The organism is Pedobacter sp. Leaf170 (assembly GCF_920984665.1).
Classification (GTDB): domain Bacteria; phylum Bacteroidota; class Bacteroidia; order Sphingobacteriales; family Sphingobacteriaceae; genus Pedobacter.
Genome location: NZ_CAKLBP010000002.1, coordinates 759,948 through 784,131 on the forward strand (window position 1 = coordinate 759,948; position 24,184 = coordinate 784,131).

Annotated in this window: 36 protein-coding genes; 32 read left to right on the plus strand and 4 right to left on the minus strand. The window is 37.0% G+C overall.

The features are described from left to right. Positions 1-433 precede the first annotated feature (433 nt). From rpsL to LUA90_RS08345, 5 genes are all read left to right on the plus strand, one after another. Positions 434-847 (plus strand): 30S ribosomal protein S12, encoded by a 414-nt coding sequence (gene rpsL, locus LUA90_RS08325; RefSeq protein ID WP_010599925.1) that lies wholly within the window; start codon positions 434-436, stop codon positions 845-847. A 17-nt stretch (positions 848-864) separates the two neighbouring features. Further along, positions 865-1,332, plus strand: coding sequence for a 30S ribosomal protein S7 (gene rpsG, locus LUA90_RS08330; protein ID WP_056097505.1), 468 nt, complete (start codon positions 865-867; stop codon positions 1,330-1,332). A gap of 134 nt (positions 1,333-1,466) precedes the next feature. Further along, positions 1,467-3,581 (plus strand): elongation factor G, encoded by a 2,115-nt coding sequence (gene fusA / locus LUA90_RS08335; protein ID WP_231459132.1) that lies wholly within the window; start codon positions 1,467-1,469, stop codon positions 3,579-3,581. A 149-nt stretch (positions 3,582-3,730) separates the two neighbouring features. Next, entirely contained in the window at positions 3,731-4,036 is a 306-nt protein-coding gene (gene rpsJ / locus LUA90_RS08340) for a 30S ribosomal protein S10 (RefSeq protein WP_008244591.1), read from the plus strand. A 98-nt stretch (positions 4,037-4,134) separates the two neighbouring features. Next, positions 4,135-4,392 carry a hypothetical protein gene (locus LUA90_RS08345; protein ID WP_231459133.1) on the plus strand — a complete coding sequence of 86 codons (258 nt, stop codon included), beginning with the start codon at positions 4,135-4,137 and terminating at the stop codon, positions 4,390-4,392. A gap of 7 nt (positions 4,393-4,399) precedes the next feature. On the opposite strand, the gene LUA90_RS08350 is transcribed toward LUA90_RS08345, so the two are convergent. Next, positions 4,400-5,059 (minus strand): response regulator transcription factor, encoded by a 660-nt coding sequence (locus LUA90_RS08350; protein WP_231459134.1) that lies wholly within the window; start codon positions 5,057-5,059, stop codon positions 4,400-4,402. Positions 5,060-5,318: 259 nt separating this feature from the next. On the opposite strand from LUA90_RS08350, the gene LUA90_RS08355 reads away from it, so the two are divergent. Next, positions 5,319-5,567, plus strand: a complete 249-nt coding sequence (locus tag LUA90_RS08355) for a hypothetical protein (RefSeq protein ID WP_231459137.1) — start codon at positions 5,319-5,321, stop codon at positions 5,565-5,567. A 69-nt stretch (positions 5,568-5,636) separates the two neighbouring features. Here the strand turns inward: LUA90_RS08355 and LUA90_RS08360 are convergent, their stop codons facing one another. Continuing rightward, positions 5,637-5,831 carry a YtxH domain-containing protein gene (locus LUA90_RS08360; RefSeq protein ID WP_231459138.1) on the minus strand — a complete coding sequence of 65 codons (195 nt, stop codon included), beginning with the start codon at positions 5,829-5,831 and terminating at the stop codon, positions 5,637-5,639. A 10-nt stretch (positions 5,832-5,841) separates the two neighbouring features. Further along, positions 5,842-6,231 carry a hypothetical protein gene (locus LUA90_RS08365; RefSeq protein ID WP_231459139.1) on the minus strand — a complete coding sequence of 130 codons (390 nt, stop codon included), beginning with the start codon at positions 6,229-6,231 and terminating at the stop codon, positions 5,842-5,844. Between the two features lie 150 nt (positions 6,232-6,381). Here LUA90_RS08365 and dgt point away from each other — a divergent pair, with 150 nt between their 5' ends. The 4 genes from dgt to LUA90_RS08385 all read left to right on the plus strand — a co-directional run bounded on the left by dgt (position 6,382) and on the right by LUA90_RS08385 (position 11,796). After that, positions 6,382-7,725 carry a dGTP triphosphohydrolase gene (gene dgt / locus LUA90_RS08370; RefSeq protein ID WP_231459141.1) on the plus strand — a complete coding sequence of 448 codons (1,344 nt, stop codon included), beginning with the start codon at positions 6,382-6,384 and terminating at the stop codon, positions 7,723-7,725. A gap of 248 nt (positions 7,726-7,973) precedes the next feature. Then, complete coding sequence (locus LUA90_RS08375; protein ID WP_231459143.1) at positions 7,974-10,370, plus strand: hypothetical protein; 2,397 nt, start codon at positions 7,974-7,976, stop codon at positions 10,368-10,370. A 5-nt stretch (positions 10,371-10,375) separates the two neighbouring features. Then, a complete protein-coding gene (locus LUA90_RS08380; RefSeq protein WP_231459145.1) occupies positions 10,376-10,894 on the plus strand; it encodes a gliding motility-associated C-terminal domain-containing protein in 519 nt (172 codons plus the stop codon). A gap of 5 nt (positions 10,895-10,899) precedes the next feature. Next, the gene (locus LUA90_RS08385; RefSeq protein WP_231459147.1) at positions 10,900-11,796 is read left to right on the plus strand and encodes a PorP/SprF family type IX secretion system membrane protein; all 897 of its coding nucleotides are present in this window, start codon (positions 10,900-10,902) and stop codon (positions 11,794-11,796) included. Between the two features lie 47 nt (positions 11,797-11,843). Here LUA90_RS08385 and LUA90_RS08390 read toward each other — a convergent pair whose 3' ends face one another. Next, positions 11,844-12,455, minus strand: coding sequence for a hypothetical protein (locus tag LUA90_RS08390; protein WP_231459149.1), 612 nt, complete (start codon positions 12,453-12,455; stop codon positions 11,844-11,846). An 84-nt stretch (positions 12,456-12,539) separates the two neighbouring features. On the opposite strand from LUA90_RS08390, the gene LUA90_RS08395 reads away from it, so the two are divergent. The 22 genes from LUA90_RS08395 to rpmD all read left to right on the plus strand — a co-directional run bounded on the left by LUA90_RS08395 (position 12,540) and on the right by rpmD (position 24,162). Further along, a complete protein-coding gene (locus LUA90_RS08395) occupies positions 12,540-13,796 on the plus strand; it encodes a prephenate dehydrogenase (protein ID WP_231459150.1) in 1,257 nt (418 codons plus the stop codon). Positions 13,797-14,044: 248 nt separating this feature from the next. Then, positions 14,045-14,881 carry a sulfite exporter TauE/SafE family protein gene (locus tag LUA90_RS08400; protein WP_231459152.1) on the plus strand — a complete coding sequence of 279 codons (837 nt, stop codon included), beginning with the start codon at positions 14,045-14,047 and terminating at the stop codon, positions 14,879-14,881. Beyond that, positions 14,881-15,261, plus strand: a complete 381-nt coding sequence (locus tag LUA90_RS08405; protein ID WP_231459154.1) for a DUF1634 domain-containing protein — start codon at positions 14,881-14,883, stop codon at positions 15,259-15,261. Before LUA90_RS08400 ends, LUA90_RS08405 begins: the two co-directional genes overlap by 1 nt. A 260-nt stretch (positions 15,262-15,521) precedes the next feature. Continuing rightward, the gene (gene rplC, locus LUA90_RS08410) at positions 15,522-16,139 is read left to right on the plus strand and encodes a 50S ribosomal protein L3 (protein ID WP_231459155.1); all 618 of its coding nucleotides are present in this window, start codon (positions 15,522-15,524) and stop codon (positions 16,137-16,139) included. A 4-nt stretch (positions 16,140-16,143) separates the two neighbouring features. After that, the gene (rplD, locus tag LUA90_RS08415; RefSeq protein ID WP_231459157.1) at positions 16,144-16,773 is read left to right on the plus strand and encodes a 50S ribosomal protein L4; all 630 of its coding nucleotides are present in this window, start codon (positions 16,144-16,146) and stop codon (positions 16,771-16,773) included. Between the two features lies 1 nt (position 16,774). After that, positions 16,775-17,065, plus strand: coding sequence for a 50S ribosomal protein L23 (gene rplW, locus LUA90_RS08420; RefSeq protein ID WP_231459159.1), 291 nt, complete (start codon positions 16,775-16,777; stop codon positions 17,063-17,065). A gap of 20 nt (positions 17,066-17,085) precedes the next feature. Further along, a complete protein-coding gene (gene rplB, locus LUA90_RS08425) occupies positions 17,086-17,910 on the plus strand; it encodes a 50S ribosomal protein L2 (RefSeq protein ID WP_231459161.1) in 825 nt (274 codons plus the stop codon). Then, positions 17,910-18,176 carry a 30S ribosomal protein S19 gene (rpsS, locus tag LUA90_RS08430; RefSeq protein ID WP_010599906.1) on the plus strand — a complete coding sequence of 89 codons (267 nt, stop codon included), beginning with the start codon at positions 17,910-17,912 and terminating at the stop codon, positions 18,174-18,176. The genes rplB and rpsS overlap by 1 nt, the downstream gene beginning before the upstream one ends. 7 nt (positions 18,177-18,183) lie before the next feature. Beyond that, on the plus strand, positions 18,184-18,543 hold the full coding sequence (gene rplV / locus LUA90_RS08435; protein ID WP_231459164.1) for a 50S ribosomal protein L22: 360 nt from the start codon (positions 18,184-18,186) through the stop codon (positions 18,541-18,543). Positions 18,544-18,553: 10 nt separating this feature from the next. Beyond that, the gene (rpsC, locus tag LUA90_RS08440) at positions 18,554-19,399 is read left to right on the plus strand and encodes a 30S ribosomal protein S3 (protein ID WP_231459166.1); all 846 of its coding nucleotides are present in this window, start codon (positions 18,554-18,556) and stop codon (positions 19,397-19,399) included. Between the two features lie 40 nt (positions 19,400-19,439). Continuing rightward, positions 19,440-19,862 (plus strand): 50S ribosomal protein L16, encoded by a 423-nt coding sequence (gene rplP / locus LUA90_RS08445; protein WP_010599903.1) that lies wholly within the window; start codon positions 19,440-19,442, stop codon positions 19,860-19,862. A 75-nt stretch (positions 19,863-19,937) separates the two neighbouring features. Further along, on the plus strand, positions 19,938-20,150 hold the full coding sequence (rpmC, locus tag LUA90_RS08450) for a 50S ribosomal protein L29 (protein ID WP_056097521.1): 213 nt from the start codon (positions 19,938-19,940) through the stop codon (positions 20,148-20,150). Positions 20,151-20,163: 13 nt separating this feature from the next. Continuing rightward, positions 20,164-20,418: a 30S ribosomal protein S17 gene (gene rpsQ, locus LUA90_RS08455; protein WP_010599901.1), complete on the plus strand. Its 255-nt coding sequence runs from the start codon at positions 20,164-20,166 to the stop codon at positions 20,416-20,418. A 1-nt stretch (position 20,419) separates the two neighbouring features. Continuing rightward, on the plus strand, positions 20,420-20,788 hold the full coding sequence (gene rplN / locus LUA90_RS08460; RefSeq protein ID WP_010599900.1) for a 50S ribosomal protein L14: 369 nt from the start codon (positions 20,420-20,422) through the stop codon (positions 20,786-20,788). Between the two features lies 1 nt (position 20,789). Continuing rightward, a complete protein-coding gene (gene rplX / locus LUA90_RS08465) occupies positions 20,790-21,131 on the plus strand; it encodes a 50S ribosomal protein L24 (RefSeq protein WP_231459168.1) in 342 nt (113 codons plus the stop codon). Then, the gene (rplE, locus tag LUA90_RS08470) at positions 21,128-21,694 is read left to right on the plus strand and encodes a 50S ribosomal protein L5 (protein WP_086547740.1); all 567 of its coding nucleotides are present in this window, start codon (positions 21,128-21,130) and stop codon (positions 21,692-21,694) included. Before rplX ends, rplE begins: the two co-directional genes overlap by 4 nt. After that, on the plus strand, positions 21,694-21,963 hold the full coding sequence (rpsN, locus tag LUA90_RS08475) for a 30S ribosomal protein S14 (protein WP_231459173.1): 270 nt from the start codon (positions 21,694-21,696) through the stop codon (positions 21,961-21,963). The genes rplE and rpsN overlap by 1 nt, the downstream gene beginning before the upstream one ends. A gap of 143 nt (positions 21,964-22,106) precedes the next feature. Then, entirely contained in the window at positions 22,107-22,505 is a 399-nt protein-coding gene (rpsH, locus tag LUA90_RS08480; protein ID WP_010599896.1) for a 30S ribosomal protein S8, read from the plus strand. Between the two features lie 19 nt (positions 22,506-22,524). Then, a complete protein-coding gene (gene rplF / locus LUA90_RS08485) occupies positions 22,525-23,082 on the plus strand; it encodes a 50S ribosomal protein L6 (protein WP_231459174.1) in 558 nt (185 codons plus the stop codon). A gap of 5 nt (positions 23,083-23,087) precedes the next feature. Then, a complete protein-coding gene (gene rplR, locus LUA90_RS08490; protein WP_231459175.1) occupies positions 23,088-23,441 on the plus strand; it encodes a 50S ribosomal protein L18 in 354 nt (117 codons plus the stop codon). An 18-nt stretch (positions 23,442-23,459) separates the two neighbouring features. Then, positions 23,460-23,978 (plus strand): 30S ribosomal protein S5, encoded by a 519-nt coding sequence (gene rpsE, locus LUA90_RS08495; RefSeq protein ID WP_255713364.1) that lies wholly within the window; start codon positions 23,460-23,462, stop codon positions 23,976-23,978. Positions 23,979-23,982: 4 nt separating this feature from the next. Then, positions 23,983-24,162: a 50S ribosomal protein L30 gene (gene rpmD, locus LUA90_RS08500; protein ID WP_231459176.1), complete on the plus strand. Its 180-nt coding sequence runs from the start codon at positions 23,983-23,985 to the stop codon at positions 24,160-24,162. The last annotated feature ends 22 nt before the right edge of the window (positions 24,163-24,184 follow it).

The following is a 24,184-nucleotide window of genomic DNA, read 5'->3' on the forward strand; positions in this document are numbered from 1 at the left end:
AGCTATTTTCAGAATGTTTTATGCAGGCCGGATTAATCTAAACCCGATATACGCGTAAAGCTGCCGATTTAAGCATCTGTATTTATGTTTTTTAGTATGCTTTCATGTTTACACAGGTTTTTTGGCGCTTGTAGCATTAGCGGGACCGAACATAACCTAAGAACTACTGAAATTGCTTTTCAAAAAAAATCTCTACATGTTAATGTGAAATGCTGAAGTAGCTTGAGCAAGGCGAATGCACCATCAGGAATGTTTGAAATTTACAACTCCTTAATCTTCAACTTAAAACTTATTACTTACAACGTAAAACTTTTTACGCTAACCCCTTGATTTATAAAAAGAATTGTTCTACTTTTGCAGTCCGTTTTATGGGCTATCTGTAAGGATGCCGGGGGAGCGGTAAATTTTTTAATAAAAAACATAAAAAAGCACAATGCCAACCATTCAACAATTAGTTAGAAAAGGTAGAGTAGCACTGGAGTTCAAGAGTAAGTCTCCAGCGTTGGACAGCTGTCCACAGCGAAGAGGTGTATGTACACGTGTGTACACCACTACCCCTAAAAAACCAAACTCAGCAATGCGTAAAGTAGCCCGTGTTCGTTTAACGAACGGTAAAGAGGTTAATGCATACATTCCTGGGGAAGGTCACAACTTACAGGAGCACTCAATCGTATTGATTCGTGGTGGTCGTGTTAAAGATTTACCAGGTGTACGTTACCACATCATTCGTGGTGCACTAGATACATCAGGCGTTGCTGGTCGTAACCAACGTCGTTCTAAATATGGTACTAAACGTCCTAAACCAGGTCAGGCAGCTGCTGCACCTGCAAAAGGAAAGAAAAAATAATCGGGAGGAAATAAGAAATGAGAAAGTCAAAACCAAAGAAGAGAATTATTCTTCCTGATCCAAAATTTAACGATGTTCAAGTAACTCGTTTTGTAAACAATATGATGTATGATGGAAAAAAATCTATCGCATATTCTATTTTTTACGATGCTGTTGAAATTGCTGAGAAAAAAGCAGGTGAAAACGGTTTAGAAATATTCAAACGTGCTTTAACTAACATTATGCCAGCTGTAGAGGTTAAATCTCGCCGTGTTGGTGGTGCTAACTTCCAGGTTCCAACTGAGGTTAGACCAGAGCGTAAAACTGCTCTAGGTATGAAATGGTTAATTTTATATGCTCGTCGTCGTGGTGAAAAAACGATGAAGGAGAAATTAGCTGGCGAAATCGTTGCTGCTGCTAAAGGTGAAGGTGCTGCTGTTAAGAAGAAAGAAGATACGCATAAAATGGCTGAGGCTAACAAAGCGTTCTCTCACTTCCGTTTCTAGTAGTTTATTTACAAATTAGTAAGATTACACAGATTTAATTAGAAGATTATACTGATTAAATAAATTACACCGATTTGTTATTTAACATAATCGGTGTAATCATTTAAAATCAGATAAATCAACAAAAAAATATAATGGCTAGAGATTTAAAATTTACAAGAAATATTGGTATTGCAGCTCACATTGATGCAGGTAAAACTACAACAACTGAGCGTATCCTTTATTATGCTGGTGTTAGTCACAAAATTGGTGAGGTGCACGAAGGTGCTGCAACAATGGACTGGATGGCACAAGAGCAAGAGCGTGGTATTACTATTACTTCTGCTGCTACTACAGTTAACTGGAAGTACAGAGATCAGAATTACCACATGAACATTATTGATACACCGGGACACGTGGATTTTACCGTTGAGGTAAACCGTTCGTTACGTGTATTAGATGGTTTAGTGTTCTTGTTTTCTGCAGTTGATGGTGTTGAGCCTCAATCAGAAACTAACTGGCGTTTAGCTAACAACTATAATGTTGCTCGTATTGGTTTCGTTAACAAAATGGACCGTTCTGGAGCTGACTTCTTAAAAGTTGTTAAGCAAGTTAAAGATATGTTAGGTAGTAATGCAGTGCCTTTACAGTTACCTATCGGTTCTGAAGATTCATTTAAAGGTGTTGTTGATTTAATTAACAACCGTGGTATTGTTTGGAACGAGCATGATAAAGGTATGACCTTTACTGAAGTGCCAATTCCTGATGATATGGTTGATGAAGTTGCTGAGTGGAGAGAGAAATTATTAGAATCAGTTGCTGATTATGATGAGTCTTTAATGGAGAAATTCTTCGAAGCACCAGAAACCATTACTGAGCGTGAAGTTTTAGATGCTTTACGTGCGGCTGTTTTAGATGCTAAAATCGTTCCTATGGTATGTGGTTCATCTTTCAAAAACAAAGGTGTACAAACTATGTTGGATTATGTAATGGAATTATTGCCTTCTCCTTTAGATTCTGAAGGTGTTACAGGTACTAACCCAGATACTAACGAAGAAATTTTATTAAAACCAAGCATTAATGAGCCATTTGCAGCTTTAGCATTTAAAATTGCAACTGACCCATTCGTAGGTCGTTTATGTTTCATCCGTGTTTATTCTGGTAACTTAGAGGCAGGTTCTTACGTTTATAACACTCGTTCAGAGAATAAAGAACGTATTTCTCGTATCTTCCAAATGCATGCGAACAAGCAAAACCCTGTGCCTAATGTGGCTGCTGGTGATATTGCTGCGGTAGTTGGTTTTAAAGATATCAAAACTGGTGATACACTATGTGATGAGAAAAACCCAATCATTCTTGAGTCTATGAACTTCCCTGAGCCTGTTATCGGTTTAGCTATTGAGCCTAAAACTCAAGCTGATGTTGATAAATTAGGTATGGGCTTATCTAAATTGGCTGAAGAAGATCCTACATTTAGAGTCCAAACTGATCAAGAAACTGGCCAGACTGTAATTTCTGGTATGGGTGAGCTTCACTTAGATATTCTAATTGACCGTTTAAAACGTGAATTTAAAGTAGAAGTAAACCAAGGAGCACCACAAGTAGCTTACAAAGAGGCAATCTTTGGTACTACTCAACACCGTGAAACTTACAAAAAGCAATCTGGTGGTCGTGGTAAATTTGCTGATATCCAGGTTATTATTTCTCCAATCGATGCTGATTTCGAAAAAGGTGGTTTGCAGTTTGTAAACGAAATTACAGGTGGTTCAATTCCACGTGAGTTTATCCCTTCTGTAGAGAAAGGTTTCGCTTCTGCAATGTCGAATGGTGTGTTAGCCGGTTATCCACTTCCTGATATGAAAGTACGTTTGATTGATGGTTCATTCCACGCAGTCGATTCAGATGCTTTATCATTCGAGCTTGCTGCTCGTATGGCATATCGTGAGGCTTTACCTAAATGTAAACCTACTTTGATGGAGCCAATTATGAAAATCGAAATCTTAACCCCTGAAGAAAACATGGGTGATGTTATCGGTGATATGAACCGTCGTCGTGGTCAGTTACAAGGTATGGATACTCGTAATGGTGCACAAGTTATCAAAGCATTAGTTCCACTATCAGAAATGTTTGGTTATGTAACGCAGTTACGTACAATCACTTCAGGACGTGCAACTTCTACAATGGAATTTGATCACTACGAGCCAGCGCCTAAAAACGTACAAGACGAAGTAATTGCTAAGTCTAAAGGGAGAATTAAATCAGAAGACTAATTCGCCCCTCCCTAACCCTCCCCAGAAGGGAGGGAATTAAAAATAATATTGCACTTGCTACCTCCCTCTCCTCTGGAGAGGGTTGGGGTGAGGCTTAATCCGATTCCTGTTGTTAATAGCTCTAACAGGGAATCATAATTAAAAATAAGATGAGCCAAAGAATCAGAATTAAATTAAAATCTTACGATTACAACTTAGTAGATAAATCTGCTGAGAAAATCGTAAAAACTGTTAAACCTACGGGTGCAGTTGTAAGTGGACCGATTCCACTTCCTACAGAGAAAAAAATCTTTACTGTATTACGTTCTCCACACGTAAACAAAAAAGCTAGAGAGCAGTTCCAATTATGCGCTTACAAACGCTTATTAGATATTTATAGCTCTAACTCTAAAACGGTTGATGCTTTAATGAAACTTGAATTACCAAGCGGTGTTGAAGTTGAAATCAAAGTTTAATTGATTTTAAAAGAACTGAAGCCTTCGATGAAAATCGAGGGCTTTTTTTTGTACCATCTTTTTTGAAACAATGGATGCTGGTTATGGGTTTAATTTGTATGAGCAAGCAAGAAAACAAGCCAGAGCACACGCAAGAAAATTTACCTATTGAAGGACAAGATTTTGCAGATCCTAAAGAAGAAATAAATAAAAAGCCGTCATCTCATGGAGAGGTAGCTAATCAAAAAGGTGGAGATTTCTCTGATCTAGAGGAAAGCAGAATGGAAAATCCTCCGGAAAAAAGAGATACTAATGGTTCAGATAAAGATGATGTAGATGATTTAGCTGGAAATGTAAAACAAGAAGATGGTGTCTGATTAATGGTTAATCGATAATTCTATTCCGCACTACAAAGTTTATCAAGGCCGCTGTATTTTTAGTACCGGTTTTATCAAGCAAGTTTTGCCTGTTGCCTTCGATGGTTCTTTTGCTGGTAAATAATTTATCAGCAATTTCACTATTGGTAAAGCCTTGTGCAATTAAATTTAGGATTTCTATTTCTCTTTTAGAAATATCAACGTTAGCTTTAATTTTTTGGGCATTGTAATCCTGAGAAGCATCGGCCTGTGCCAGCAAATTTAAAGAAATGCCAGTGCAGATATATTTGTAACCACCGGTAGTTTGCTGGATAGCGAATATAATCTCGTCAATGTTTACATTTTTAAGGAGATATCCATGTGCACCAGCTTTTAAGGCCTGGTTAACATATTTTTCATCCTCAAGCATTGTCAAAATGAGTACTTTAATATCTGGATAGCTTGAACGAAGCGCAGCAATAAGTTCGATGCCGTTCATATCTGGCATATTGATGTCAGTCAATATCAAATCTGGTTCAACACCCGATTCTAATAAACTTAAAACCTCTTCTCCGTTCTTCGCCTCGGCTATAATTTTAATGTTTTCCTCTTTTTCTAAGAGTGCCGCGATTCCATTCCTAACAATGGTATGATCCTCAGCGAGTAATACTTTAATATGATTTTTCAATTTCGGTTACAAAAAACTAGTTAGTCGATCTCAAATATCGAAATATTTTAAAACGTAAAGGCCCGTGTTTGTACTTCAAATTGTTGTATTAATACGTATTAATTATACTTCGTATAAGTAAACAAAACCAACGTACTTTTGTTTAGATTTTCATTTTTTTCCTTCTTTAATTTTGCACTGCTTAAGCAGAAAAAAGAATTAAACCTTTTAAAATTTTAGATGTTATTATGTTAATACATCCTACCTAAAAATACCTGAAATGAATACGAATAAAGAAAATAGCGGAGGTTCAAATAAAGAGCATAAAGCAAACATCGATTTAGATAATGATACTTATGGTCATAGCTCAAACAATGAAGCTTTTAAAAGGAAAGATGAACCAGCTCATGATGGAGAAGATAATATTGATGCATCAGGAAAACTAAAAGATAAAAATCTTACAGAAAGTGATGATTTATCGAGTAGAAATAAGGGGGAGAATAAGGGAATTGGCGGTAAAGAACAATAATATTCTTTTGCAAATATTAATATATCTATTGATGAACGATTATTCATCAATAGATAAGATTTAATTTATTTAGTACATGCCGCTCGTCTGGTTCAGATCCTGCTTCACATTTTCACCAAATCGTTTCGCTCTATCAATATAATCCGGAGCTTGTTCTTTTAAATCATCAACAATAGATTTTCCATCTATTCCTCTTTTTTTAGTTGCGTATTTGTACCCGTAAACAGCTGCTGCCCCAAGTATCACATATTTTAATAAACTCATTTTCTTTTTTTTATATTCCTGTATTTAAAGCATCATCCTCGTTTCTTTGCTTTATATTATTGCGTTGGGTGGTGTTAAAATCTTTAGATGAACTCCCAGTACCACTTGCAGCACTTTCAATCGTTGGGTTTTTATCTTTGCTATTATACGCATCATCACTTAAAGAATCTGCACCCTGAGTTCCGGTATTGTCAAAGCCATCTCGGGCAACGATTTTAGTCGAAGTATTAGCATTTTTGCTGTCATTATTTTCAGTCGGCTCTTTGCCAAATGAGGTAACCTCGTTACCATCATTACCGCTTTCAAAAGCTTTTTGAACATCAGATTTTACTTTTGCTTCATCGGTATTGCCAACAAAGCCTTCTAAATGTTCTTCTTTATTATAAATGCTCGTTTTCATGTTGCTGTATCTTAATTAAAAAACAAGTAATTAGGTAAATGGTTTTGTTTTATTCGCTTTCATTCTTAGATAAATACAACTGTAGCGATAAAATTCTTCGTTATGAGTTTTCAGTTTTGCTTAACTTGCCAACCTAATAAAAGCTAATTCATGGAGTGGAGTAAATTACTATCAAATAAACGTTTTGGTCAGGAACAATATGGTGCAAGCAATGATAGGGCTCGTTCTGATTTTCAACGTGATTATGACAGGTTAATTTTTTCTTCACCGTTTAGAAGGTTGCAAAACAAAACACAGGTGTTTCCCTTGCCTGGAAGTGTTTTTGTACATAACCGTTTAACACATAGTTTAGAAGTTGCAAGTGTGGCCCGCTCTATGGCAAATCTTTTTCTCAATAAAGTGGAAGATAAAAATCCGGCATTAATTAAAAGTGTACCACTGATAAACGAAGCTGGAAACATTGTTGCTGCCGCGGCACTTGCCCATGATTTAGGTAATCCGGCATTTGGACATTCGGGCGAAGCAGCTATATCCCGTTATTTTACCGATGGAGATGGAAAAGCTTATCAACAGGAAATGAATGAATCTCAATGGCATGATTTAATAAATTTTGAAGGCAATGCAAATGCAATAAGAATTTTAACGCATCCACTAAAAGGAAAAGGAAATGATGCCTACGCCTTAACTTACTCTACTCTGGCATCAATTGCAAAATATCCATGCGCATCAATAGCAGGCAAGCAAAAAGGATTATTACATCGCAAGAAATATGGTTTTTTTCAATCTGAACAGGAAAGTTTTTTAAAAATTGCTAATGAATTAGGGATGGAAAGGGAAGAAAGTGAGTTTTTGATTTATAAACGCCACCCACTTGTTTATCTTGTAGAAGCTGCAGATGATATTTGTTACAGCATTATTGATTTGGAAGATGCGCATCGGTTGAAAATTTTATCTTATGAAGAAGTGAGAGGTTTTTTGTTGCCTTTCGCCAATTCAAAAACCATAGAAGACAGACTTAAGAACGATTATGAAGATGATGATGCTAAAATTGGATTATTACGTGCGAAAGCAATTAATACTTTAACCACAATTTGTGCAGGCCTATTTTATGATGAACAGGAGCATCTTTTAAGTGGGACTTTAAATAAAAGCCTGACGGATTTATTACCCGAACCATATATTAGTGCCTGGAAAGCAATCGAGAAGATATCTGTCGAAAGAATCTATAATTTTTCATCAGTGATTCAAAAAGAAGTAGCGGGTTATAAAATAATGGCTGGTTTGCTCGAAGAATTTGTTCCTGCACTTATTCACAACAACACACATTATTATAAGAAACTTGTTAAACTTATTCCAAAACAATACCATACAGATAAAGAGGATATATATTCAAGAACCCAAAGTGTACTCGATTTTGTTTCCGGAATGACCGATTTGTATGCTGTTGATTTGTATCGGAACATTAAAGGCATTTCTTTCCCTTCGGAAACTTAAATCATCGCCTTAGCGCTTTGGGGAATGTTTTTAGAAAATATTACTAATGCTGTTTTAATGTTATAACAGTCTTTGTGTAAAAATTTAATTTCATAATATTCATTTAACATACCATTATTAAAGTTTTTTTAATGCTTTAAAGGTTTTCGTGTAAACATCTCTATGTAGGATATACTAATTCATAGATTTGAGAGTTAGGCCGTGCAATCATCCGCATGCTTACTCTAAAATGATCACATTCCTGTTAAATGAAAAGAACTCTACTCACTGCTTTGCTATTATTTGGCATGGCATTTTTTGTTAAGGCTCAAACTCCTCAGCTATTTAACTATCAGGGAGCTGCACGAAATTCAAATGGTACAGCACTGGCCAACAAAAACATTACATTAAAAATCAGTATTCTTGATGCCTCGGCTAACGGACCTGCACAGTACTCCGAAGTACGAAGTGTGGTCACAAATGCTTTCGGGCTATACAGTGTTATTATTGGCAGCGCCGGTGCAACTTCCACAACAGGAACCATTGCAGGTGTTACCTGGGGCGCAAATTTAAAATTTATTAAAGTTGAAATTGATCCTGATAATGGAAACAATTTCAGCCTTGCAGGAACTGCCCAACTACTGAGCGTTCCTTATGCATTGTATGCTGCCAATGGCCCAACAGGAGCAAAAGGCGATACAGGAGTTGCTGGACCTATAGGTTTAACTGGCCCTGCTGGTCCGCAAGGTGCAACTGGTGCACAGGGCATTAAAGGCGATACAGGAGCTGCTGGACCTATAGGTTTAACTGGCCCCGCTGGTCCGCAAGGTGCAACCGGTGCGCAAGGCATTAAAGGAGATACAGGAGCTGCTGGACCTGCTGGATTAACTGGCCCCGCTGGTCCGCAAGGTGCAACTGGAGCGCAAGGCATTAAAGGAGATACAGGAGCTGCTGGACCTGCTGGATTAACTGGCCCCGCTGGTCCGCAAGGTGCAACCGGTGCGCAAGGCATTAAAGGCGATACTGGAGCTGCTGGACCTGTTGGTTTAAATGGTCCAGCTGGTCCTCAAGGCCCAGTTGGGGCAACTGGTGCCCAAGGTATTGCCGGCGTAGCAGGAGTTAAGGGCGATAAGGGCGATAAAGGCGATGCAGGTATTCAAGGTCCAGTCGGTCCATCAACTGGTGTCGCCGGAGGAGATTTAGCAGGGAATTATCCAAATCCAACTATTGCTAATCTTCAGGGTAAAACACTTACCGCACCAAACCCTGTCAATAATCAGGTATTATTATATGATGGAGCTGTATGGAAACCGGTAACATTAGATGTAAGTAATATTGCAGGTGGCAAGGCACTTAACTCAACAGATTTAAGCATTGATGCAAATGGTGCTACAGCATTATTAAAGGATGTAGTTATAAACATTAATAATGGAGCTGTTACTACAATTAAATTGGCAGATGGAGCAGTTACAACAACCAAATTAGCTGACGCAGCTGTAACTTCAATAAAAATTGGTAATAAAGAAGTTAAAAATGCAAATATTGATGATGCAGCAGTTGGTACCTTACAACTTGCAAACGCATCTGTTTCTGTAGCTAAGCTTACAACTGCAGGGGTAACTGATGCGAATAAAGTATACATTACGAATGCAGCCACGGGTGTACCCGAATTAATCAGCAGAAATGCTTTTATAAATGCTTCAGGATGGGCACTAAGAGGTAATACCGGCAACCAAGATAATTTGACCAACTTTTTAGGTAATACAGATGATGTTGCAATCAATTTCACTGTAAATGGTCAAAAATCGGGTAGAATTGGAAACTCTGCTGATTTAAATATTTCTTATGGCTATAGAACGATAACAAATAACATTACTGGTTATTACAATAGTGCTTTTGGTAAAGAATCACTTTCACTAAATAATTCTGGCTATGAAAATAGTTCTTTTGGTTATTTAGCCATGCAAAGAAACATGAGTGGTTTTAATAACTCTGCATTTGGTTCACAGGCATTACTTGTTAATACTTCAGGCTCTGATAATACAGCAATTGGCACAAATTCTTTAATCAGAAATATTAGTGGAACAGGTAATACGGGTATAGGAAGCGGCACCTTAACCTTTAATACCGGAAATAATAATACAGCAATCGGCCAACTAGCTGGTGCGGCAATTAGTAGTGGTACGGGTAATATTTTAATTGGCAGCAACGCCGGAAGCTCACTTACAACCAACAACAATACATTAGTTATAGCAAATACCAATACAACACTGCCGTTAATTTTTGGGCAATTGGCAACAAATGGTGGCGCACTAACTGTAAATAATAGTTTAGGCGTTACAAGCTCTGCACCATCAGCCTCAAGCACCTTAAACATTAATGGTTCATTTGCAACGGGTATTTTAAGATACACAACAGGCGGAAGTTTAACATTAAATGAAAGTCATCACACAGTTAGAGTTTTAGGAGCGCTTGCAACTTCCATTGCTTTACCACTTGCGGGCGATGCAAAGGGTAGGATATATAGAATTATAAATGGCTCATCAGCTGCTGTGAATTTGGCAAACGTTGTACAACCAAATGGAACCGCCATACCAACGCTTCCATCTAATGAGGTAATTACAATTCAAAGCGACGGAACGGATTGGGTAAAAATTTCGCAGTAAATGCCATGAAAAGATTATACTCATTCATCAGCTGTGCTTTATTAATAGCAATTGGTTTAGTTGCCCAAGCGCAAACCAGTATTCCGGCCAATCTTCCGCAGGTGATAAATGCTGCGAGCAATTATGGTAAAATCAATAATTTATATTTTGATTTTTCAGTAGGAGAGATGGTATTGGTTGAAACTTTCCAATCAAGTAACATTGCGCTAACACAAGGGTTTTTACAACCGATTATAATTTCTCAAACGGTAACAGATTTAATCATCACAAACAACTTTTTAACCCCAAATGGTGATGGTAAAAATGATTTCTTTGTGGTGAAGGGCTTAGAGAAATATTTAAATAATAAAATTAAGATTGTTGATAGAGCAGGAAGAGTTATTTATAGTGCCGTCAATTATCAAAACGATTGGGATGGATATTACAATGGGCAACCGCTTGCAGAAGATACCTACTATTATCTTATCGATTTAGAAAATGCAGGTACTGTAAAAGGTTTTATATCTATTATTTATAAAAAATAACAGCTTTGAAAAGGATAAAAATATATATAATTGGGCTGTTATTAATCTATGCAATTCAACCTGCATACAGTCAATTAAATCCAATGGGTAGCGTTTACTACCAAAATCAATATTTGGCAAACCCTGCTTTGGCTGGTATTGATTCGATGATAAACTTAAACGGTGCTTTTAAGGCGCAGTGGACTAGTATTAAAGGTTCTCCCAGAATTCAATACTTAACCGGCGATTTGCAATTGAAAAGCAAAAAGGTTGGGTTAGGGATATTAGTTTACAATGAAAGCGCAGGTTTAATTAACAGAACAAGGGCAACATTTAGCTATGCTTATCACTTAAAACTTAATGCAGATTCAAGCTATATTGATTTTGGCTTAGCAGCAGGTGTAATGAATGAATGGCTTGATTTAGGTAAAGCCATGGGCGATGTTAATGATGATATTCTGGCTAATTTCAGAGACAGGCAATTATACATTGATGGTGATTTCGGTATAGCCTATAGAAATGAAAAATTAACTATACAAGGCTCATTACCAAACTTAAAGCGGTTTTTTAAACGCGATCAGGTTAGAAATGTAGTAGATAGATCAATATATTTTCTTGCCGCTGGATACAAAATCAGCATGAAAAGTGAAACCCTTAATTTAATCGAACCTAAGGTTGTATTTAGAGGAATAGAAAATTATAAGGGTATATTAGATGTTGGTGCAAACTTTAGTTTCTTGCAAGAAAAATTTGCGGTAAGTGGTATTTATCATAGTACAAACAGCATCACATTTGGCGCTGGTCTAAACTATCAACGCAAGCTTCAGCTTTTGCTTCAGTATACTACCAACACATCTGGCCTGCAAAATTATAGCAATGGAGAGTTTGAAATTGGTTTACGTTACAGCTTTCGCAAGTTTTGATATAAAATAAAATCGGTCAGTTAACAACTGACCGATTTTTAAATATTTTACCTTCTACCCATATCATCCCACTTATTTCGTTCATCCTGCAACTCTCTGGCAAGCTTCATTTCTTTATCCTTTGCCTTTACTTTATGTGCCTGAAATTCATCAGCAACTTCCTGATATAATTGTGTTCTGTAGTTTGCCTCTTTTCTGTATTTTCCCGTCTGTAAAATCACAATCGCTAATCCGGCACCCAAAACTATAATTATTGCCCAAACAATGGTATTATAAGTTCCTTTATTAAAAGAAATCCCTAAAAAATTAATTTCATTTACAGAAGCTGTTGCACTCGCTAATGAACTCTCCTTGCCAGATACTTCACCCTTTAAGCCTGCAATATTTTCCGCCTGGCCTTTAATCTGTTGTTTAGCTTCGGCTAATTGTTTGCGTTCTTTTCGCAATGTATCGTTTACACTTTTCCATAATGATGTTAATCTGGATGGATTAATGAGTTTTGCTCCATACAAGGTTTTCGATTTTTTTAACATAAACTGATACTGTCCGTTTAAAGATGGGTCAGTATTTTTTGAAGTGTCTTGCTGTGCATGGGCAAATGCAACGTTTAAAAATAGTAGCGCTCCTAAACAATAAAGGATGTGTTTAATTTTTTGCATAGTTTAAATGTAAATGTTAAAATGTAAAACTACATTTTTATATAATTTATTATAAATTAATTTCTGATAGATTACATTTGTTTCATGCAAATAGGAATTATTGGTTTAGGCGATATGGGTAAATTGTATGCGCATTCGTTTGTAAAGGCTGGTTATAAGGTGTGTGGAGCTGATATGCCCTTGCGTTATAATGATTTGAAATCAGAGCTCGAACCAAAAGGTGTAGAAGTTTTAAATGATGGACATGAAGTATCAAGAAAATCTGACTTTATAATCTACTGTGTAGAAGCAGAGAAAATAGATGAAGTTGTTGCAGCTTTTGCGTTATCTACCAAATACGGGGCAATAGTAGCGGGGCAAACTTCTGTAAAGCATCCTGAAATTGCAGCTTTCGAAAAGCATCTTCCTAAAGAAACTCAAATTGTAACCTGCCATTCTTTGCACGGACCAGCTTTTAGTCCTGAAGGACAAACTCTGGTCGTTGTACGTCATCGGGCTACGGATGAGGTTTATGCCAAAGCGCTTGAAATTTATCGCTCCCTAAAGTCGAATATTATAGAAATGGACGATTTCCATGAGCACGACCGCATTGTAGCCGATACACAGGCGGTTACACATATGGGTTTTGAAAGCATGGGGTCAGCATGGAAAAATGCTGGTTTTTTCCCTTGGGATAATCCTTCTTATTCCGGTGGAATCGATAATGTAAAGATTTTAACTACGTTAAGGATTTTTAGCTACAAATCGCACATTTATGCCGGTTTGGCCATTCTAAATCCATATGCTCAAAAACAGGTTAAATATTATGCTCAGGCAGAATCTGAATTATATAAGCTGATGATTTGTGAAAATGAAATTGAATTCCGGGCAAAAATTTATGCTGCCCGTGATTTTGTGTTTCATGAAAGTAGAAACCTTTTATTGCTAGATGATAATATCATGAAAGAGTTTAGCCTATCAGATGCGGAGCATAAACAGAAACCCAATTCGCATCTAAGCTTGTTGAGTATGGTTTATGCCTGGTATAAAATGGGTATAAATCCTTATGATAACCTAATTTGCCAAACGCCACCATTTAAACTTCGTTTAGGCATAGCCGAATATCTTTTTAAAAATGAGGAGATGTTAGAAGAATCTATTCAAACTGCTTTGTACGATAAATCCATCCGAGGGGATGATTTAGAATTCCATACCGCAGTTCATGAATGGGCGTCAATAATTGGTTACGGCGATTTGAAAGGTTACAAAGAACATTTTGAAGCTGCAAAATCTTTTTTCGCTAACAGATTAAACGATGGGAGAGATTTAAGTGCAGAAATGATTAAAAGGCTAGGGAAGTAACGGAGATGTAGGATGTTTTTTGTTAGATGGATGATGTCTTGAATTTTATTCCAGCGAGAGCAAACTAAGGTATGCATTACTATTAGGAAATATCAAGCCGATGAAATCGTCCGGGATGAAAAATTAAAATTCCCCATCTCCATCTACCATTTTCCATCTACCATTTTACATATTCCATATACCATATAGACTTTATTTAATTCTCTAAATCGTTCGTTTAGCCAAAATGTGTGCCTTATATTTGCCGCATGTCGGTATTACTATTTACCATTATTGTATTAGTTGGCGCTTTTTTAGCAGGTTTGCTAGGCTCCTTAACTGGTTTAGGTGGTGGCGTTATCATCATTCCATTGCTAACTTTAGCTTTAGGTGTCGATATTCATTATGCAATTGGTGCATCAATTGTTTCAGTAATTGCAACCTCTTCGGGTTCTGCGGCGGCATACGTTAAAGAAGGTATTACCAACATCCGGATTGGTATGTTTTTGGAAATCGCCACGACAGTTGGTGCAATAAGTGGTGCTGTTGTTGCCGTTTATCTTAATGCAAATTACATCGCCATCATATTTGGTTGTATTTTAATTTTCTCAGCCATCATGACATTGAAAAAAAAGGTAGACCACTCTACTCTGGATTATTCAAATAAATGGGCTAAATTTTTTAAACTTAATGGAAGTTATCCTGATAAAGGTATTGAGCATAAATATGCTGTAAAAAATGTACCAGGTGGTTTCCTTATGATGCTTTTTGCAGGAACACTTTCTGGGTTATTAGGTATTGGAAGCGGCGCCTTAAAAGTTATTGCAATGGATAATATCATGCGATTGCCTTTTAAAGTATCAACTACCACAAGTAATTTTATGATGGGTGTTACAGCTGCAGCCAGCGCTATTGTTTATCTGCATAGAGGGCAAATAGACCCTGGTATTGCAATGCCGGTTTGTATTGGCGTTTTAGCGGGTGCAACCATAGGCTCAAAAATTTTGCTTAAAACCAATACCGGTAAGTTAAAAATTGTATTTGCAGTTGTAGTAGCGTTTTTGGCGCTTCAAATGATTTATAAAGGCTTAACAGGTTTGATGTAATGAAAGAATTAGAAGAGAAAGATATTCAGGTAATTTTGGGTACCCTATTAAGGGCCGGTGTAATCATCTCTATGACCATTGTGTTAATCGGCGGCTTTATTTTCTTGGTGCATAACAAAGGTGCAGTTACCGACTATAAAGTATTTACGCCAGAGTTATCTAAATTTTCATCAATTGCAGAAATATTTGAAGGCCTGTTAACTTTTAAAGGTGATGCGATTGTTCAGTTTGGTGTTCTGATGCTAATTTTCACTCCCATTGCCCGTATAGTTTTCGCCATTTTTAGTTTTTTGCTCGAAAAAGATTATCTCTATGTATTAATAGGTTTTATCATTTTAGCCATTATCGCAATAAGTTTAAGTGGTGGTGTAGCGCATTAGCTCTATATTTCTGCTAACTCCCCATCTATCAGCAAATTATTTGAATACCTTCATGACTTTTACTCAAAAGGTGCATTTTTGTTAACAAAACCATTATCGCTTCAGCGCCTTTGAAAAAAAATCAATAATAGTTGAAAAATATTTAGCTAACTATTTGAAAATTAATAATTCTTGTCTATCTTTGCCCTCCCTTTCGGGGGATGCACAACCACCTTGAACGAAGCCCTACTGCTTCGATGGGTGTTAAATTAAAAGATAAAATGTCAGGAATTATTGGAAAAAAAGTAGGAATGACCAGTATCTTCGATGCAGATGGAAAAAACATTCCATGTACTGTAATCGAGGCTGGGCCTTGTGTAGTTACACAAGTGAAGACCGAAGAAAAAGACGGGTATTCATCTATTCAGTTAGGATATGATGAGAAAAAAGAGAAAAACACAACTCAACCGTTAAAAGGCCATTTCGCGAAAGCAAACACAACTCCGAAACGCAAACTTGTTGAATTCGATTCGTTTACAACTTCACTTAACTTAGGTGATGTAGTAACCGTTGATTCGTTCGCAGAAGGCGATTTTGTTGATGTTGTAGGTACCTCAAAAGGTAAAGGTTTTCAAGGTGTTGTAAAACGCCACGGATTTGCCGGTGTTGGTATGCAGACTCACGGTCAGCATAACCGTTTACGTGCCCCAGGTTCATTGGGAGCGTCATCATTCCCATCACGTGTATTCAAAGGAATGCGCATGGCAGGAAGAACAGGTGGAGACAGAGTAAAAGTTCAAAACTTACAAGTTTTGAAAGTTTATGCTGAGCAAAACTTATTAGTAGTTAGTGGTTCCATTCCAGGAGCTAAAGGTTCTTACGTAATCTTAGACAAGTAATCAGATGGAAGTTAAAGTATTAAACATTTCAGGTAAAGAAACAGGTGCCAAGGTGCAACTTCCTGAATCGGTATTCGGTATCGAGCCTAACGACCACGCGATTTATTTAGATGTTAAACAGTATTTGGCTAACCAACGTCAAGGTACTCACAAATCTAAACAACGTAATGAGATTGCTGGTTCAACTCGCAAACTATACAAACAAAAAGGTACAGGTGGTGCAAGAGCAGGTAGCATTAAATCTCCGTTATTTAACGGTGGTGGTCGTGTTTTCGGTCCTCAACCACGTGATTACAGTTTTAAATTAAACAAGAAATTAAAATCATTAGCACGTAAATCTGCTTTAGCTTATAAAGCAAAAGATAACAACGTGGTAGTTTTAGAAGATTTTAACTTCGATACAATTAAAACTAAAAACTACACAAGTTTATTAGCCGCATTAAACGTAGGTACTCAAAAAACTTTGTTGGTTTTACCTTCACAAAATAATAATATCTATTTATCAAGCAGAAACGTAGAGAAAACTAAAGTAATTACTGCAGCAGATTTAAATACATACGATGTATTAAATGCAGGTGTACTTGTTTTAACAGCAGATTCTGTAAAAACTTTGGAGGAGGCATTTGCCAAATAATATGGAAATTTTAAAAAAACCAATATTAACCGAAAAAGCTTCAGGTTTAACTGAAAAATTAAACGTTTTCACGTTTAGCGTTAATCATAAAGCAAATAAATTACAGATTAAATCTGCAATCGAAAAACTTTATGGTGTAACTATCGTAGCAATCAATACTATGGTTGTAGATGGTAAAGCTAAATCTCGTTACACTAAAGCAGGTTTTGTTTCTGGCCGTAGCCCGAAATATAAAAAAGCAATTGTAACGTTGAAAGACGGTGAAACAATAGATTATTACGCAAATCTTTAATTTAATTATTAATTATAACTATGGGCTTAAGAAAATTTAAACCAGTTACTCCGGGTACCCGCTTTAGAGTTGGGGCCAGCTTTACGGAGATTACAGCAACCAAGCCCGAAAAATCATTGGTTGTATCATCAAAAAAGTCTGGTGGACGTAACAATACAGGTAAAATGACTATGCGCTACATGGGTGGTGGTCATAAAAAATCATATCGTTTAATCGACTTCAAACGCGATAAATTTGATATTCCTGCAACAGTAGCTACTGTTGAATACGATCCAAACCGTACTGCCCGCATCGCATTGTTAAACTATGCAGATGGCGAGAAGCGTTACATCATTGCTCCTGAAGGATTACAAGTTGGTTCGGTATTATTATCGGGCGATACTGCAGCTCCGGAAGTAGGTAACACTTTAAAATTATCGAACATTCCATTAGGTTCTATCGTTCACAACGTAGAGATTCACCCTGGAAAAGGAGCACAATTAGCTCGTAGTGCAGGTGCTTACGCACAATTAGCTGCCCGCGATGGTAAATATGCAACCTTAAAAATGCCTTCTGGCGAAACCCGTTTAATCTTGACTACTTGTCTTGCTACTATCGGTGCTGTATCTAACTCAGATCACGCAAACGAAGTATTAGGTAAAGCTGGTCGTAAACGTTGGTTAGGTCGTCGTCCGAGAACAAGACCGGTAGCGATGAACCCAGTCGATCACCCAATGGGTGGTGGTGAAGGTAGATCATCAGGTGGTCACCCTCGTTCAAGAAATGGTGTTTTAGCTAAAGGCTACAAAACCAGAGAACTTAAGAAATATTCTAATCGTCACATCATAGAGAGAAGGAAGAAATAATGGCTCGTTCGATAAAAAAAGGACCTTATATTGACCATAACGTAGAGAAAAAAGTAAACTCTATGAATGATTCAGGCAAAAAGTCTGTAATCAAAACTTGGTCTCGTAGATCAATGATTTCACCAGATTTCGTTAATCATACATTTGCAGTACACAACGGTAATAAATTTATTCCAGTGTACGTAACAGAAAACATGGTTGGTCACAAATTGGGAGAATTTGCTCCAACCAGAACATTCAGAGGACACGCTGAAAAGAAAAAATAATTAGACAATGGAAGCAATAGCAAAATTAAATAATTGTCCAACCTCACCGCGTAAGATGCGTTTGGTTGTAGATCTTATCAGAGGTGAACGTGTAGAGAAAGCATTAAGTGTTTTAAAGTTTACCAATAAAGAAGCAGCAATAAGAGTTGAGAAATTATTATTATCTGCAATTAATAACTGGGAAGCTAAAAATGGTAAAACTTCTGATGGAAGCGAACTATTTGTTAAAACAATTATGGTAGATGGTGGTCGTCAGCTTAAGCGTTTACGTCCGGCACCTCAAGGTCGTGGATATAGAATTCGCAAGCGTTCAAACCACATCACTCTGATTGTAGATAGTAAAAATACAGAAACAACTCAAAACTAATTTATAGGAAATGGGACAAAAAGCAAATCCAATAGGTGCCAGATTAGGTATCATCAAAGGATGGGATTCTAATTGGTTCGGTGGCAATAACTACTCCGATAAATTAGTTGAAGATGAGAAAATAAGAAAATACCTTTCTGCTCGTATCGCTAAAGGTGGTGTTGCAAAAGTAGTTATCGAGCGTACATTAAAACGTATCACTGTAACTATCCACACAGCTCGCCCGGGTATTGTAATCGGTAAAGCAGGTGCTGAGGTTGATAAAATTAAAGAAGAGTTAAAGCAATTAACTAAAAAGGAAATTCAAATTAACATCTTCGAAATTAAACGCCCAGAACTTGATGCACAATTAGTTGCAGAAGGTGTTGCAAAGCAATTAGAAGCAAGGATCTCATTCCGTAGAGCAATGAAATCTTCTATCGCATCAACAATGCGTATGGGTGCTGAAGGTATTAAAATCATGACTTCTGGTCGTTTAGGTGGTGCTGAGATGGCACGTACTGAGCAGTACAAAGAAGGAAGAGTACCTTTGCATACATTCCGTGCTGATATCGACTATGCTTTAGCTGAAGCTTTAACCACTTATGGTAAAATCGGCGTAAAAGTATGGATCTGTAAAGGTGAGGTTTATGGTAAACGTGATTTGTCTCCAAACATTGGTGCAACAAATAACGGTCCTAAAGGCCAATCTGATAAACCAGCATTCGGTGGAAGAGATAACAGAGGTGGTGGAAGAGATAACCGTGGCGGTGGTAACGACAGACGTGGTGGAAACCAAGGTGGTGGTCGTGGTCCAGGTCAAGGTGGTGCAAACAGAGGTGGTGGCGCAGGCGCTAACAGAGGTCCTCGTAAATAATTGATTTATTAACATCGTTTAACGATTAGAACAAAATAAAATGTTACAGCCAAAAAGAACGAAGTTCAGGAAGATGCAAAAAGGCAGAATGAAGGGTTTAGCTTCTCGTGGAGCTGAATTAGCATTCGGATCTTTCGGTATCAAATCTTTAGAAGCAACTTGGATTACAAGTCGCCAGATAGAGGCTGCTCGTATCGCGGTAACACGTTTCATGAAACGTGAAGGCCAGGTATGGATCAGAATTTTCCCTGACAAACCGGTAACTAAAAAACCTGCCGAAGTACGTATGGGTAAAGGTAAGGGTGCTCCAGAATACTGGGTAGCAGTAGTAAGACCAGGACGTGTAATTTTCGAAGCTGAAGGTGTGCCTTTAGAAGTAGCTAAAGAAGCATTACGTTTAGCAGCTCAGAAATTACCAATCCAAACAAAATTTGTAGTACGTAGAGATTACGTAGAAGCATAGTAAAGTGTGTTGAGATGAATGTTGTAAATACTTGTTTTTTATAACCGCTACACTCAACGTAAAAGAAAAATAAAAATGAAAAATTCAGAAATCACAGGGCTTTCAAAAGAAGAATTAGTAGCTAAGATTGCGGAAGAAAAAGAGAACTTGTCAAAATTAAAGTTCGCTCATACTATTTCAGCTATCGAGAATCCTTCTCGTATTGCTAAAGTAAGAAAAGACATAGCCCGTTTAAACACTGAACTGACTAAAGTAAAAAACGCTGAGTCAGCTACTGAAACTAATTAATTTGAGAGTCGAAATGGAAAGACAATTAAGAAAAACAAGAACCGGGTTAGTGGTAAGCAACAAGATGGATAAATCTGTTGTAGTGAGCGTGGAACGTAAAGTAAAACACCCGATTTATGGTAAGTTCGTAAAGAAAACTACCAAATTTATGGCTCACGATGAGAAAAATGAATGCGGTATCGGTGATACAGTATTAATCATGGAAACTCGTCCGTTGAGTAAAAACAAGAATTGGAGATTGGTACAAATTTTAGAAAGAGCTAAATAAGATGGTACAACAGGAATCGAGATTAAACGTTGCTGATAACAGTGGCGCTAAAGAAGTATTAGTAATTCGTGTGCTAGGTGGAACCGGCAAACGTTATGCTTCAATTGGTGATAAAGTGGTTGTAACTGTAAAAAGCGCTTTACCGTCAGGTAACATTAAAAAAGGTACAGTTTCTAAAGCAGTAGTTGTTAGAACTAAAAAAGAAATCCGTCGTAAAGATGGTTCTTATATCCGTTTTGACGATAATGCTGCTGTATTATTGAACGCACAGGATGAGCCAAGAGGTACACGTATCTTTGGCCCGGTTGCGAGAGAACTACGTGAAAAACAATTCATGAAAATTGTATCATTAGCACCGGAGGTATTATAAAATGGGAAACAAAGTAAATACACCATCAAAACTTAAAATCCGCACAGGAGATTTAGTTAAAGTAATTGCTGGCGATTCAAAAGGTCAACAAGGAAAAGTACTTTCAGTACAAATAGATAAAAACAGAGCCATTGTAGAAGGCATTAACTTAGTATCTAAACATACTAAACCAAATGCTGCAAACCCTAACGGTGGTATTATTAAAAAAGAAGCTGCTCTTCACATTTCTAACTTAATGTTAGTTGATCCTAAATCAGGTAAAGCTACCCGTGTTGGCCGTAAAGCTAATGCAGAAGGCAAATTGGTTAGAGTTGCTAAAATTTCAGGAGAGGAGATTAAATAATGGCTACACCTAGATTAAAAAGCAAATACAAAGAAGAAGTTGTAAATGCACTAAAAGAAAAATTCCAGTACAAAACTGTAATGCAGGTTCCTAAATTGGAAAAAATCTGTATTAACCAGGGTGTTGGTCGTTTCTCGGTTACAGATAAAAAGATTATGGATACCACAATCGTTGAGTTGACTACAATTACTGGTCAGCAAGCGGTTCCGGCTAACTCTAAGAAAGATATCTCGAACTTTAAATTACGTAAAGGTATGCCAGTAGGTGTGCGTGTAACATTACGTGATAATAACATGTACGAGTTCTTAGATCGTTTAATTTCTGTAGCTTTGCCACGTATTCGTGATTTCAAAGGTATCAATGATAAAGGATTTGATGGAAAAGGTAACTACACTTTAGGTGTTACTGAGCAAATCATTTTCCCTGAGATTAATATCGATAAAATCAATAAAATTTTAGGTATGGATATAACTTTCGTAACTTCGGCAAAATCTGACGTAGAAGCCTTAGAGTTATTGAAACAATTCGGTTTACCATTTAAAAATCAAAAAACAGCAGAATAATGGCAAAAGAAGGTGTAAAAGCACGCGAAGTAAAGCGCCAAAAATTGGTAGCTAGATACGCTGAGAAACGTGCAGCTTTAAAAGCTGCAGGAGATTTAGAGGGTTTAGATAAATTACCTAAAAACTCATCTCCGGTACGTTTACACAACCGTTGTAAATTAACTGGTCGTCCACGTGGTTACATGCGTACCTTTGGTATTTCAAGGGTAACGTTCCGCCAAATGGCACTAGACGGTAAAATACCAGGTGTTAAAAAAGCATCTTGGTAATATAGTTTAAAGTTTTAAGTTATAGGTTGTAAGTAAAAACTTACGACTTATAACTTATTACATATAACTCAAAATTAAAATTTAACCGATAGCAGGTCCCACAGCTGGGTAGCAGAAGGAAACCACTATCAAAAACAATAAAAATGAATACAGATCCAATAGCAGATTATTTAACAAGAGTAAGGAATGCCATTAAGGCCAACCACCGTGTTGTAGAAATTCCTGCATCAAACCTTAAAAAAGAAATTACTAAAGTTCTTTTCGACAAAGGTTACATCGCGAACTATAAGTTTGAAGATACTACAGTTCAAGGCACAATTAAAATTGCTTTGAAATATAATCCAATTACTAAAGTTCCTGCTATTCGTACATTAGTGCGAGTAAGTAAACCAGGTTTGAGAAACTATGCTGGCGTAGAAAACATGCCAAGAGTATTAAACGGTTTAGGTATCGCAATCTTATCTACTTCTAAAGGTGTAATGACTGATAAAGAAGCAGCCAAATTAAACATTGGTGGTGAGGTATTGTGTCACGTTTATTAATATTTAGGAGAACAACACAATGTCAAGAATAGGAAAAGCCCCAATTACAATCCCTGCAGGTGTTACTGTGACCGTATCAAAAGATAACGTTGTAACTGTAAAAGGACCTAAAGGTGAATTAGTACAAGCAGTTGATGCAGACATCACTGTAGGACAAGAGGATGGTACATTAACAGTTAGCCGTCCATCAGAGCAAAAGAAACACAAAGCTTTACATGGTTTATACCGTTCATTAATTAACAACATGGTTGTTGGTGTAACTGAAGGTTATAAATTAGAGCAAGAATTAGTAGGTGTTGGTTACCGTGCAACAAATCAAGGTAATACTTTAGATTTAGTTTTAGGTTATTCTCACCACTATGTATTTCAGTTGCCACAAGAAATTAAAGTAACTACGACATCAGAAAAAGGTCAAACGCCTAAAATCATTTTAGAAAGTATTGACAAACAATTGATTGGACAAGTAGCAGCGAAAATCCGTTCGTTACGTGCACCAGAGCCATATAAAGGTAAAGGTATCAAGTTTGTAGGTGAAGTGTTAAGAAGAAAAGCAGGTAAATCAGCATCTAAAAAATAGTAATCATGGCAGGTAAAAAATTATCAAGAAGAGATCGTATTAAAAAAGGGATCAGAAAAAGACTTACCGGTTCGGAAGAACGTCCAAGGTTATCTGTATATAGAAGCAATAAAGGTATTTATGCTCAGGTAATTAACGATATCACCGGTACAACAATCGCTTCGGCATCATCATTATCCAAAGATTTTGCTGGTACTGGAAGTAAATCAGACCAATCAGTTGCAGTAGGTAAATTAGTTGCCGAAAAAGCAATTGCTGCAGGTGTTAAACAAGTTGTTTTCGATAGAAATGGCTATTTATACCACGGTCGTGTAAAATCGTTAGCTGAAGGTGCTCGCGAGGCTGGTCTAGTATTTTAATCTGAAAGAAAAAGTAAGATGTCAACTATCAATATAAAAAGAGTTAAAACCACCGATATCGAATTAAAGGATCGTTTGGTTAGTATACAACGTGTTGCCAAAGTAACCAAAGGTGGTCGTACTTTCAGCTTCTCAGCAATTGTTGTTGTTGGAGATGAGAACGGTGTTGTAGGTTACGGTTTAGGTAAAGCGAAAGAGGTAACTGAAGCTATTGCAAAAGGAGTGGATGATGCTAAAAAGAACTTAGTAAAAGTTCCAATTTTAAACGGTACTGTTCCTCACGAGCAAATTGGTAAATTCTCTGGTGGTTTTGTTTTAATCAAACCAGCAGCAGTAGGTACCGGTGTAATTGCTGGTGGTGCAATGCGTGCTGTATTAGAAAGTGCTGGCGTACATAACGTATTAGCAAAATCTAAAGGTTCATCAAATCCTCACAACGTGGTAAAAGCAACTGTTGATGCATTGACAAAAATGCGTGATGCTTATACAGTAGCTCAAACTCGTGGTATCGATTTAAACAAAGTTTTTAACGGATAATATCATGGCTAAGATCAAAATAACACAAATAAAAAGCGTTATCGATAGAAGCGAGCGTCAAAAAAGAACCGTTCAGGCTTTAGGTTTATCTAAAATGAACCAGAGTGTAGAGGTAGAAGCTACTCCTCAAATTATCGGTATGATTCGTAAAGTGAATCATTTAATCGCAATCGAAAGTATATAATTTTTCTAAAGATGTATCCGTT